Source organism: Geobacter sp. (assembly GCA_009684525.1).
Lineage (GTDB): Bacteria > Desulfobacterota > Desulfuromonadia > Geobacterales > DSM-12255 > Geoanaerobacter.
This window is the reverse complement of the sequence record WKKR01000001.1, coordinates 1226896-1239552: the sequence shown is the minus strand read 5'-3', so window position 1 is coordinate 1239552 and position 12657 is coordinate 1226896. Positions and strand designations below refer to the sequence as shown.

The window sequence follows — 12657 nt, the reverse complement described above, 5'->3', positions numbered from 1 at the left end:
CTCCCTTGTGTTCGTGGTTAGATTCTGCCGGTAGACCGCATTGCGATCCCCTTGCCGAACCGGTCTGATAATTCCGAAAATACAGTGTCGTCGAACTTCTTCATGTTCTGGACGATCATTTCCACCGCATTGATCTCAGATGCCGCATTAGCGTAACTTTGTTGGGCGACGCTCAGCAGTTGAAGCGTTTTTTCCTCCAGCGTCTGAATATGTTGCATCCCTTCACCAAGAAGGGCCAGTTGGCAGGTTTCCGGTGATGCCCCGGACTTATTTCCCTTCTGACTTGAGAGGATGTTACGGGCCATTTCCTGAAGTTGGACAGCGCGCCCGAACAGATCGAGCAGCATGTAGTAGCCGTAGGCTCGGGCGGTCAGTTCAGCAAGTTTGCCGATGACCTCACCTTCGGTATTTGTTGCCGTCGCATTCTTGAGAATCAACCCGACCGACAGCGGAGTGCTTTTGAGAAAAGCCTCTTCATCGGCAGCAAGAGCAGTCTTCGTTTTAATCTTACCGGCAATGGTCTGCATCTTGCCGGCCACATAAACCATTAGGTTCTTGTTGGCGTCGGTAATGTCTGCGCAAGCCCCGGCAGTATCCCGTCCCTGGGCGGTGCCGCTGATGAAGGAATCGAAGCTGTTGTTCTTGTCGCATGGTGGTATGTACTGTGCCTGATAGGTTGTCCCGGTCGTAGCTGGACTCTGGATAACCACGTCGCCGATGAAGCCTCGTACCAGTTTGACGTATTCGCTGTTCAACCCCTTCTTGCTGGCCAGGTTTTCCAGAACCGATCCGTCACCGAAAACTTGAAGAACCTCAACCGGACAACCAGCGGTAGCACTCGTGGCTGAGGTCTGGGTTGTGCCAGGGACACCCGGTTTGTTGCCGGCGTTGGTCTTCTGCTCGGTCTCAAACAGCTTGCTGACATCCTGGTAGAGATCCTTGGCACCGCTCGATACCATGAAATCGGTCTGGGCCGTCTTCATTTCCGCTTTTAGACTATCGGACATGACCGACGAAAACGGACTGGAAGCAGTTGCCACCAGCGCCTTGGCCGCCTTGCAGTCATTCAGCTGCAGTGAGTTCAGTCTGTCGGTGATGGCTTCGAGGGTCTTGATGGTATCGGCCACCTGAGGTGCCAGCGTCTTCAGGGCGATATCGAAAGCAGCTGCCGGAGCTGCCGACAGGATGTTCTGGAGTTTCTGGACCAGGTAATCAACATTCAGGAACGAGAAACCGCCGAGGAACATGTCGATCCCGCCACAACCGGACTTCAACTTGGGTAATGAGGCAGTGAACAGGTGGTCGTCAGTATTAGCCCACCTGGCAGAGAAACTTCCCCCTGTGTAGTAGCCCCGCTTAGAGCCTTCGTAATAGCTTGGAGAGGTGGAGCTTTTCTGCTGTACCCAGTCATCGACCCAACCGGACCAGGAAAGAACAGGACTCAAGGCTATGGCTGCCGCCAGGCAGGCGGCGGTGGTTCTGGTAATAACAGTTTGTTTCACACGGACACCTCTTCTCTGTTGCTGTGGGACCGGCAGACTCACGGCTGCCCCTTATCCTGAAGGCGGCGCTTCTTTACATCGAAACCGCCCCCCTTCTGGAATTCGTAGAGCGAATACTCCTCGGGAGAAATTTCCCCCTTCAGGAGACGTACCGCCCGGTATGCCTTGTCCTCGATCTCGTCAGCGGAGATTACTCCGGCTGATACGGGCAGGTAATCCTGGTTTCCCTTCTGAATCAGGATTAGGGTAGGGGTGATCTCCACACTGAACTTGGACGCCATACTTGGGTTCTCACTGATGTTGACCCGTTTCACGGTCCAACCTGTTTCGTTGGTGAACCATTCCAGGATGCGCGACTGCTCGTCGCAGTAGCTGCAGTCGGGTCGCTGGAAATAGATGAGGGCAAAGTCCTCTCGGTTGTCCCGCAGGGTACGCTGCCGCTCCTCGTTGATCTGGGCAATCCGAGCCAGGTTGCCGGGAGTGGTGATCGGATAGTCCTTTTTGGTGGTCAGCTCCGGGTACTTCTGCCAGACGAACTGGGCCACGTTCGAAAAGGCAAGTGCCTTCTTACGGGCTATTTCCTGTACCTCGAAATACTCCTTAACATTCTCTTCGCTGGGCTTCTGGACAGCTTTCTTCTTTAAGGCCTCAGCAAATTCCTGGAACTGGTCAGGATGCATTTCCCAGATCTGTTCGTAGGTGTAGTCCTTGAGAGAAGGCACACGGTTTGATGCTTTTTTCTTCTTTTCAGGATTTCCAGGCTGCTTCTCCGGCTCCTTCTGGTACCACCACCAACCCTTGGCCGAATCGTTGTAGTAGCTCGCACTGGCTGTTGCAGCAAAGGAAAGTATGATTGCTACTGTTAGCGACCTACGCATTGTTCCACCTCGGTCTGCTTCAATTTGATCTCCTTGACCATTCGCTTAAGCTGTGGCGACTTCAACTCCTCCAGCGTTGAGGGTTTTTCTCCGAAGGCTTGTGCTGTGAAGGGGATGAGCAGGTATGGGAGCCTTTTACCGCCCCCGGTAATAATTGAGACCTGCGTAGTGTAATACCTGTCAGCAACGTACTGGGTGGCAATGGCATCCCTGGTCTTGGACAGCTCGGACGCAATTGTGTACAACAGGTTCCGCTTCTCAGATTCACACCCCTCTGAAGCTAGTACCTTCGGGTCTAAATCGCTTACTTCCTTGATTGCCGTCCAAAGTCCCTCCGGGTTGACGAATACCAGTCCCTGGCTTGTGGAAACCGCCGACCATTGTTCACCCTTCGGAGTCGATTCCACCTCGTTGATTCGTTTTTTTAACGCCGCGAGTATGGCATCCGCGTCGAACCATTTAGGTATATCCAGCATGGTGGGATAGAATTTCTCTCGGGATTCGAGATTTCCCAAGGGATGTTCACGCTCTTCAACAGGATGTTGAGGTTTCTGGGTGTTCGTCCGTGTTGTTGCGTCTGTCGTTGCAACGGGCTGTTTTCCACTGTCATCTGGATCATTTTTTCTGCGTTCCCGTGCTTCGGCATAGAGGGCGGATAGTTCAGTTTGCCGTGCTTCATGGTCACTTAGTTTGAGTCCATCGGTCAGGATATTGTCACTCTTCAGTAGGTGATGACCGGTGATGGCTCTATGAATATCTTCCCTGTTGGGAAGAGAAAGATACTCAGGGATATTGTTAAGGATGAGCCCCGCGATGATCGGGTGATCGCCGCTGCTGTACATACCGTCATGGTAGGAAGGAATCTTACCGATGTCGTGGGCCAGGGCGATGATTATCATGTCCGCCAGCAGGGCTTCCTGGTCGGCTTTGGCAATAAAATTGCGGGTGACCGTTAGCGTATGACGGTAGAGTGGAACAGTCGCCAGCAGGGCATATGAGTCATCCGAGTAAATGCGTTCAGCTTCGTCTTTATGTACCCTGACAACGGACGGACAGTCTCCCTCGTCATCGAGCATGGTAAGGATCTTGATTATCAGTGCCCTCCGTACACCGTTTACGGAAGGTCTGTTTTCGATCATCTCGGTGAAGAACTGGTCGATCTCCTCATGTTTGAAAACAGGTCGAGGTTGCTTTGTGGTCTGGTTTGCTGTTTGTTCACGCCAGAGACAGGCCGCATCCTTGATCTCGATTTCGTTATCGGTCCAGAGATGACTAAGGTCAGCCAGTCTCGCCACTTCCGTAAACTCTGTTCTTACTTCTGCCGGTTCTTCGGTTGGTATCCACTTCCTGGAGCCATAGTAGCCAAAGCCGATGCCGACTGCGGCGGATACGGTGAACAGAAGCGTATTCATGGAGACTCTGTCTCGTCTGACTGGAATGGTGACATCATCGAGGTGATGACCGCAGGTGCAGAGGGAAAGATGATCTTCATTTTGGGATTGCGTGCTTCAAGGGTGGTCCCCTTGAAGCGGCCAGAATAGGTCATCAGATAAAACTCACGTGGTTGCAGGCTCAGGACGTCCTGCACCCGGAGGATATCCTGTTCGACCTCGCGCGTTGTAACCTGGTTTGATCCGAAGATCCCGGTCAGCACGTTCTGCACTCCGAAATGTTTAACGACATAATCGCTAGTTTCCGCGTCGGAGCAGCGCATGAATATCTTCGTGTTGGTATTGTCGAGAATGCTCTTTCCGAATTCCTCACCAATGACCGCGTAGATTTGGTTCACTGACTGAGCGAAGGCGGTGACCATGACATCGGCTGATCCTGCCTTGGCAAAAAGTTCCTCTACGCCTTGATAGAGCAGACTTTGAGCTTCGTCGATGAAGATTGAAAGGGGTGGGTCAACCTTCTGCCGGTTGGACAAATAGACACGACCAACAAAGGACTGGATCATGGAGAGGAGCACCTTGCCGAGGGTCGCGGAAGCTTCGCGCGTGATCATGGCGCCGGTATGTACGACCAGGATCACACGTTTGCCAGCCTCCAGGTTTTTGATGAATCGATTTGAGTCAGCCTGGCCGATGATCTTGCCGATATTCCCGGCTGAGAGTTCCATCAGAGCTGTGCGCAATGTCGAGGAGACCTTGGCGTAGTATTCCATGGGAGACTTGAGAATATCCTCAATCATGCCTGCAGTCAGTTCTGCTTCAGGAGTACCGATGCTGCGGAGCGACTTCATTGTCGATTCAAGTGATTCTCGCCGAATCCGTTGCCGGATGGTGTCGATGTTCATGAACGGCAGGTTCCCATGTTTCCGTGCCAGGATTATGTATGCAGATATGACGGCGGTGGTAATCTCTTTGGCGATGTTGCGATAGAACGGTTCACGGCCACCGAGGATGCCGGAAACGATATGTCCCACCAGTTCGTCAGGCATGAAGTAGAAGGCCATTGGGTCGACGACGGCTGAGTATTCGGGGAAGATAGGGGTGACGAGCATCAATTCATCCAGTCGGTTTGCCTCACGGGCAACTTCATAGATCTTGGTGAAGATCTGCTGGTCTCCCTTTGGATCGAAATAGACAACCGAGTACCCCTTGCGGATGTCCTGCTCGATCAGATTTTCACATAGGCGGGTTTTCCCGACACCGGTAGTGCCGAACACAAATGTATGCCGTTTACGGTAGGAGTCTGGAATGGCGATTGGAACGATCCGAGTTCGGTGTCCCATGTTGACGCCGGTCCCCAAGCTGGTCATTGGCTCGGACGGGTTAACGATGCGTTTTGAGAATGGAAACATGCAGGTGCTCTTCCAGTTCCTTTCCTACAGAGTTGATCACATCCTTGGGAATACGTTTTGGCGTCAAGATGATGCTGGAGCTTCCCGGGATGCGTTTCAGGCACTGAATTCCAGATATGCGACTCCGCTCCTGTAACAGCAATCGGGGGAGCTGCTTAGATGTGCGATTGAGTAGAATACGTACCTTGGTTGATTTCCTGTCGACCATGACTGGAACGACACTTGTAATGTAAAACTCCTTCACGCTTCCCAGGATATAACGGCCCCGTTCGTGAAGCGGCTGAAAGCGTTCTGGACAGATCCCCGCAAGAATCAGACGCCGGTAGCAGTCAGCTATTTCCAGGGCGACGAAAAGCGCTCCATCAGCAGTCATGCGAGATATTAAACCGGGAGCAGTTACGCCTCTCAACTCCCTCAGGCGGTCCGCCTCGTTCAGTGTTCTACGTCTTTGCAGTTCTAGCTCGATCTGGTGCAGAAGGTGTCTCCGCAACTTACGATCGATGTCATCCAGAGACAAAATGACCGGTTCACCTGTTTCCGGATAAGCCGTTATTCGCATATTTTCACTGATAGTGACACTTACGCTCATACGAAGGGCTTTGGTCAAAACCCGAGCTATGGCAACTTCGACTGCATCCATTGCCTCATTCGGCGGGAGTCTGCTCTCAGAGAATATTTCAGCGGGAAGCATTGTTAAACGCCTCTTCCCAGGGTGTTGTTACATGTGTGATGGTGGCAACCTGAGATGAAATCTGCACGTTTGGTTGACGTAATGGTTCCCTATCAATAATGCGGGCGATTCTTGCGGCATACCGGTCTCGCTTGGACGGGGTACGTGAGTTGTAGCAGCCGACGGCTGACCAGGTGTAACCATAGTCTTGGATGCATTGGGAGAGGACCCATGCACCGACCATAACGTTGGTACAGGGATTGGCGAGTGAGTCCCATGGTACGCCGAGTTTGCGAAGTGTCGGCTCCCATGAGGAGTTGATCTGCATGAGGCCGTAATCGTAACTGCCGTTGGAGTTGTAGTTGATTGCAACCGGATTGAAGCTGCTTTCTCCCTTGGAGATCGCGTAGAGGAGATTAGGCGAGATACCGTATCTGCTGCCGGCTTCTGCGTAACAGAAGGCGTATGACGTTTCTGTCGAAACGGCAAAAATACCCAGCAACAGTATCTGGATGGCAAAACGCATGATTCCCCCCATGTATATAATCTATAGGGGGGGCAGGTAGGGGAGGGTGGCTAAACAATGTTGAAACTCTTCTGCAGGTTGGAAGAAAATGGATTTACAGACTTATTTTCCGTTTATCGATTCTTTAAGGATTGTACTCGGCTTGAAAGAAAGGATTCTCCGCGCATCGATGGTGATGGATTCGCCTGTTTGAGGATTTCTGCCCTTACGTTCATGTTTATTCTTGACCTCAAACTTACCGAAACCGGAGATTTTTATATCCTCTCCATTTTCAAGAGTGGTTTTCAATACGCTGAAGACCGATTCAACCATGTCTATGGAATCTTTCTTTGAGATCCCGCATTTTTCGGCAACTTTTTCGACAATATCTGCCTTGGTCATACTTGCTCCATTCTATTCAAACAAAAGATGAAATTGGTATTTGGTGATTCAATGTCCTTCCCCGATTCGGGGGGAGGGGAGAGGGGGCATCCAACGACACTCTCTGCTTTATGGGCAAAAAACACCCACAAGACATATTATATAAATAACATTCGTGACAAGATAAAATTTACATCAAATTCACTTACTGATTGTTTGGTTGCTTGGTTGCCAGTATTTCCAGAAGAAGAGCTTCCCACTTCTGGAGGGCATCTTTTTTCTCTTCATCATAGCGATATTTGTTATAAACACCGACAACACCGGGCTTCATGTGATTTATAACCTCTTCACCAACCTCATCCAATACTCCGATCCGCGCCATATTTGTACGAGCGGTTCGACGAAGATCATGTGGTGACCAAGGTTTCATGCCGAAATAAGGCTCTTTTCGTGCCTTTATATTTCTATTGCCTACGACTTTCACGACGTCATCTGACAAATAGCCTCGATTTATTGACTGTGAAAGAGCATTTTCGGAAATATGCCCTCGTTTCCCTCTCTCAGAAGGGAATATATGACCTTTACCATCCCCAATCAACCCTAAGGCTGTGTCTGTTAGGTATACTCTGTGCTCACGTTCATTCTTGCCGGCAACCTCGGCGGGTATCGTCCACCATCTGTCCTTGATCTGATCTCGGTGAAGTTGAGCTACCTCGCCAGGGCGTTGAGCTGTAACGAGTATCAACTTCAATGCCCGTTTCACTTCCCTGGTGCTTGATGATTTGCTGATTTCCCCCCACGCTTTAATGATTTCGTCATCGTCGAGATGCCGTTCATCAGCTTTTTGCGTAATTTTGGGTACAGACTCCGTGATTTCATGGAACGGTTGTATTTCAGCCCACTCCAGACGGCAGGCATACTTAAACATTTGTCTGCAGAACTTCATAGTATTACGAGCAGATCCTGGGACAGTGACGGCTATTTGTTGAATGAGAGACAATGCGTGTTTGTGTCGAACAGAAGAAATTTCCATCTTGCCGATGTTGGGAATGATGTGCGTTTTGATGGCACTGAGGACGGTATCTTGCCAACGTTTAGAATGGTTCTCCTTGGAGTAGTCGACAAACCAAACTGCAGCAAGCTGTTCAACTGTAGTCGGAACAAAGTTTTCGGGTATCTTGTCTTCGATTAAAGCATCAAAGGTGTCTTTTTCCAGTTGAGCCGCCGCACGGGCAGCTGCCTCTACCGCTAATTCTGCTTCTTTCGCTAATCGTGCATTTTCTTCGGCAATTGCTTTCTTCTGGTCACGTGGGTCGATGCCTTTTTTCACTAACTTATACGCATCGTTATATGCTATTCTCGCATCCGCAAGTGAGCAATCCGGATAATGGCCAAGAAGCACATACCCTTTGCTTTTGTTCAACTCGAACAGATACACGAAAGCTTTGGTACCGGAGGGAAGGACTTGCAGAGCAAAACCACGTCCCTCCCGAAGATAGTATCTCTTGTCTTTTGGTTTCGCAGCAGCGATTGCTTTTTCCGTGAATTGTTTGCCCATTTTGCTCTCTTTTTGTGTTTCCGTTTTGTTTCCGTTTGCTCTTTTTGAAACCCTGTGTTTCCGTTTTGTTTCCGTTTGGAGGTTGGCAAGCAGGGAGGCATTTTGAAACACTAGGGAATATAAAATAAGACAAAAACGCAGTTAAGTCAAGGTGATAAGCAGGGTATATGATTAATTGAGAGACAAATTGAAAAAGCCAGAAACGCCAGTGTGCCTGCTTCCCAAGCTGAAGGTCGCGGGTTCGAATCCCGTTTCCCGCTCCAGTAAAACATAAAAGGTTCAGTTAGATATAGCTGGCCTTTGCAAAATGTACCCGGTACTGTTCCCAAACTGTGCCGGGTTTTGCTTTTTTGGGCATGGCGAATCAATACCGAGTTGGCAGAAAAGTTCCCTCCTTTTTCCCAAAAAATACCTGCACTGTTGCTCAATCGCTTCCACAAGTATAACCCCACAATTATTAATAATTTTACATGGCTAATGGGCGAAGGTAGGCATCAAAGATAAGACCAAAGTGCTGATACCAAAACGTATGGATAGGTGTAAAAAAATATTACAGTGTAAAGAAATTATCCACCGTAAAGAAATTTTACACAATAATTTTAAATAGTTATGTTGTATTGTTGCTTGAATTGAGCGGAGAAATAGTGTAACCCTATAGTTGTATGCTCGACGATATGCATTGGATTGTGGCTGGTGCCAAGGAATCCAGCAGTTTTGGACGGAGGCGACAGATGTAAGACCGAGGACATGTTCTCGTGAGATTTGATCTACGTTTTAAGATCATTTGGTGTCTTAGAAGCCTGATGAGGTCAGATTGAAAGCAGTGCGTGCCGATACCATGGTAAATCGAAAGCCTGAAACACGGCATTTTTCCGGCACCGATTTGCTCTGGGTGCTCGGTAGCATCTGCCAACTCCATCGCATCCCGTTCGACCCGGTGCTCATCGAACGCCAGTTCCCGCCCCCTTGCTCAATATCCACCCTGCAGACCGCACTCACTGCCCTTGGATTCAAGGTCGGTACTCTCGATTGGCTGGTCTCAACCAAAAGTCTTGGCAACGTCCCCCTGCCGGCTCTTGCATTCTTCGGGGAGGAGCCGGTTTTGGCGCCTGAAATGAGCCATGCAGGGCAGCAGGATCCAGCAGTCGATCTTTTCGGAATCATCAAGCCGGTTCTTATCGTCAAGGTAGACGGTGAGCGGCTGCTCTATTTCCGCGCAGGATCCCAGACACCGGAAACGACCACCCTGCAGGACCTTGCTGAACGCGGTGCCCATGAGATTTTGCTGATATCCAGGGCTTCCACAGGGCAGGCCGATGGCGAAGAGGCTACCGGCACGGCTAACGCCTCCATGCCGGCTGGGAGCAACGCCAACAGATTCGGTTTCCGCTGGTTCATCCCCGAGCTCCTGAAACACAAGAAGATCTGGCGCGATGTGCTGCTGGCATCGCTGGTCATCCAGTTGATCGGTCTGGCTACCCCGCTCTTCACCCAGGTGGTAATCGACAAGGTGGTCGTCCACCAGACCCGGAGCACCCTGATCGTCATTGCCGTGGGGATGCTGATCTTCATGGTCTTCAGCGCCGTCATGACCTGGCTGCGGCAGTACCTGGTGCTCCATACCGGCAACCGGATCGATGCCGTCCTCGGCAGCCAGGTGTTCCGCCACCTGTTGCGCCTGCCGCTGCCGTTCTTCGAGCACCGTCCCACCGGCGTGCTGGTCGCCCGGCTGCAGGGTATTGAGAGTATCCGCCAGTTCGTCAGCGGTGCCGCCGTCACCCTGCTGCTCGATTTCCCCTTCCTCCTCATCTTCCTGGCCGTGATGTTCTGGTACAGTTGGCAGCTTTCTCTGATATCGCTCGGGATCATGTGCCTCATTGCACTGATGAGTGTCCTGGTAACCCCGGTCTTTCGGGAGAAACTCAACGGCCAGTTCCTCCTCGGCGCCCGCAACCAGGCATTCGTCACCGAATACGTGGCAGGGATGAGCACGGTCAAGTCGCTGCAGATGGAGCCGGTGCTGGAGCAGCGATACGGCGATTACCTCGCCTCGTACCTGGCTGCGGGTTTCTCCACCAGGCAGCTTTCCAATACCTACAATGTCGTTGCCAACGCGCTGGAGCAGCTCATGACCCTGGCCATCCTGGCGGTGGGGGCGCTCCTGGTCATGCACAATGACGGGTTTACCATCGGCAAGCTGGTGGCCTTCCAGATGTTCTCCGGCCGGATGAGCCAGCCGATGCTGCGGCTCGTGGGGCTCTGGCAGGAGTTCCAGCAGGCCGATATCGCGGTCAAGCGTCTCGGCGACGTCATGGACATGCCGAGCGAGCCGTATGCCCTGACACCCGCCCGGACAAGCACCCAGCAGGGCGGAGCGATCGAACTCAAGGACGTGAGCTTCCGCTACAGCCCTGAACACCCCTATCTCTACCGCAACCTGAATCTTACCTTCAAGGCCGGGCACCTGAGCGTGCTGATGGGACCGTCAGGCTGCGGCAAGAGCACCCTGGCAAAGATGCTTCTCGGCTTTTACCAGCCGACCGACGGCCAGATCCGGATCGACGGCAGCGACATCCGCTACCTGTCGGCCAACGAACTGAGGAGCATCTTCGGTGTGGTCCCGCAGGAGACCGTCCTCTTCTCCGGGAGCATCTACGACAACCTGAGCCATGCCAGTCCCCATGCCGGTTTCGCGGAGATCGTCCATGCCTGCCGCCAGGCGGAAATCCACGATCTGATCGAATCGCTCCCCCAGGGGTACAAGACTGAGATCGGCGAGCAGGGGGTAGGGCTGTCGGGTGGTCAGCGGCAGCGGATCGCCATTGCCCGTGCGCTGCTCAAGCGACCCCGCATCCTGATCTTCGACGAAGCGACCTCCAACCTCGACCAGCAGACGGCCGAGCATTTCGCCGCCACGGTCAACGCACTGAAGGGAAAGGTGACGATGCTCTTCATCACCCATCAGCTACCCAAAGGGCTTCAGGTGGACGAGGTATTCCGGTTCGGGGCGCAACCCCGGCAGCCGCGGATGATGGGGGTGGTGGAGCAGGAGGCAAAGGATGGCGAAGAGAGTGCGGAATAATTATCCCGACTGCCAACGCCGACAACCTGCTCATCGACGACAGCTACCGCTCACTCATCACCCAGTGGGACAGGATTTTTAGAAACAGCAAAATTTTACCTACGAAATTGAATCCGAAAGGAGGGCAACATGAGCATGTTCACTGGAATCAAGAAGGGATTGATTGCCGTAGCAGCGGCGCTGCCGCTTGCTATGGGATTGGCTGTCGGACAGGCACACGGGGCAAGCTTTGACTGCGCCAAGGCCAAAAGCGTGATGGAAAAGACCGTCTGCGCTGATCCGACACTGTCGAAGCTGGATGAAGAGATGGCTGCTGCCTACGCTAAAGCCAAGACTGAAGTGAAAGATCGCCCGAAGGAGTTGAAGAAACTCGTTAGTAGCCAGCGCGAGTGGCTGACCGGCCTGAAGCCCCAGAAATCTCCCTGTGCAGCCAGGACAGAGTGTCTCACAAATTCGTACCAGACACGGATCAAGGAACTGCAGTATACCTCCGCCTTTGCCCGCGCCACATCGCCCACGGCAGTCGGTCCCACCCAGGAAGTGGTCATGCAGCGGTTGAACGAGCAGTTGGAGCAGCTTAAGACCTTAGTGCGTTCGGCAAAAAGCGTAAAATCTGAAGCCCCCTTAAACCGTGACAAAGTCCAAGTTTGCGAAGAAGTCTGGAAGAAGCTTCCCCAAGCCACCGTTCCCGTCCCGACTGAATTTGCCAATACTTCTGAACAGAAGCGGAATTTGTTCGAAAGATTACGGGAAATGGCATATGACAATCAGCGACTATATTTCACACAAGGCAATACAGCTAAGAATATAGCACAACGGAAAATAAACCTAGATTATAAATGGAATGAATATAATAAGAACATCGAATTAGGAAAACGTAAAGATACAGTATACCAACTATATAACAATACTCAGAATATAAACGGCTTTAAACAGCCGATCATTGTTAAAATATTACTAGATATTGAAGACAATGGACTATCGATAGAGAGAAAACGGCTTGGTCCTGACGGTGTTTGGTTATTTACTCCAGGCCTTTCATCTGTAGCATTTTCAGAAGAATTTTATAATGAAATATATGAGGATAATCACACTATGACTCCATCAGATAATGCTGGCCTTATTGCACTAAATTATAACGTCTTGTTTTGGGACCTCAAAAATAATGTCGAAACAGGTGTGGACATCTCTATACGTCCCGTCCTAGATCCACAAACTGAACAAGAATTACTATGTACATATAATATTAAGTAAAATTCAACTTGTATAGGAGGAGAT

Annotated in this window: 10 protein-coding genes; 2 read left to right on the top strand and 8 right to left on the bottom strand. The window is 51.3% G+C overall.

The window, feature by feature from the left end:
• Positions 1–17 precede the first annotated feature (17 nt).
• The 8 genes from GJT30_05380 to GJT30_05345 form a co-directional block, all read right to left on the bottom strand.
• Entirely contained in the window at positions 18–1502 is a 1485-nt protein-coding gene (locus GJT30_05380) for a conjugal transfer protein TraH (GenBank protein MSM39038.1), read from the bottom strand.
• A gap of 38 nt (positions 1503–1540) precedes the next feature.
• Complete coding sequence (locus GJT30_05375) at positions 1541–2380, bottom strand: conjugal transfer protein TraF (GenBank protein MSM39037.1); 840 nt, start codon at positions 2378–2380, stop codon at positions 1541–1543.
• A complete protein-coding gene (locus GJT30_05370; GenBank protein ID MSM39036.1) occupies positions 2365–3675 on the bottom strand; it encodes an HD domain-containing protein in 1311 nt (436 codons plus the stop codon). Before GJT30_05370 ends, GJT30_05375 begins: the two co-directional genes overlap by 16 nt.
• Before the next feature lie 113 nt (positions 3676–3788).
• Positions 3789–5183, bottom strand: coding sequence for a type IV secretion system DNA-binding domain-containing protein (locus GJT30_05365; GenBank protein ID MSM39035.1), 1395 nt, complete (start codon positions 5181–5183; stop codon positions 3789–3791).
• Positions 5155–5874 carry a hypothetical protein gene (locus tag GJT30_05360; GenBank protein MSM39034.1) on the bottom strand — a complete coding sequence of 240 codons (720 nt, stop codon included), beginning with the start codon at positions 5872–5874 and terminating at the stop codon, positions 5155–5157. Before GJT30_05360 ends, GJT30_05365 begins: the two co-directional genes overlap by 29 nt.
• Positions 5861–6379 carry a transglycosylase SLT domain-containing protein gene (locus GJT30_05355; GenBank protein ID MSM39033.1) on the bottom strand — a complete coding sequence of 173 codons (519 nt, stop codon included), beginning with the start codon at positions 6377–6379 and terminating at the stop codon, positions 5861–5863. Before GJT30_05355 ends, GJT30_05360 begins: the two co-directional genes overlap by 14 nt.
• A gap of 102 nt (positions 6380–6481) precedes the next feature.
• The gene (locus GJT30_05350; protein MSM39032.1) at positions 6482–6760 is read right to left on the bottom strand and encodes an integration host factor subunit alpha; all 279 of its coding nucleotides are present in this window, start codon (positions 6758–6760) and stop codon (positions 6482–6484) included.
• A gap of 184 nt (positions 6761–6944) precedes the next feature.
• Positions 6945–8297, bottom strand: coding sequence for a DUF4102 domain-containing protein (locus GJT30_05345; GenBank protein MSM39031.1), 1353 nt, complete (start codon positions 8295–8297; stop codon positions 6945–6947).
• Between the two features lie 838 nt (positions 8298–9135).
• Between GJT30_05345 and GJT30_05340 the strand changes: the two genes are divergently transcribed.
• Both GJT30_05340 and GJT30_05335 read left to right on the top strand, forming a co-directional pair.
• Positions 9136–11379, top strand: coding sequence for an ATP-binding cassette domain-containing protein (locus GJT30_05340; protein ID MSM39030.1), 2244 nt, complete (start codon positions 9136–9138; stop codon positions 11377–11379).
• A gap of 129 nt (positions 11380–11508) precedes the next feature.
• Positions 11509–12633 (top strand): DUF1311 domain-containing protein, encoded by a 1125-nt coding sequence (locus GJT30_05335; protein MSM39029.1) that lies wholly within the window; start codon positions 11509–11511, stop codon positions 12631–12633.
• Positions 12634–12657: the final 24 nt, after the last annotated feature.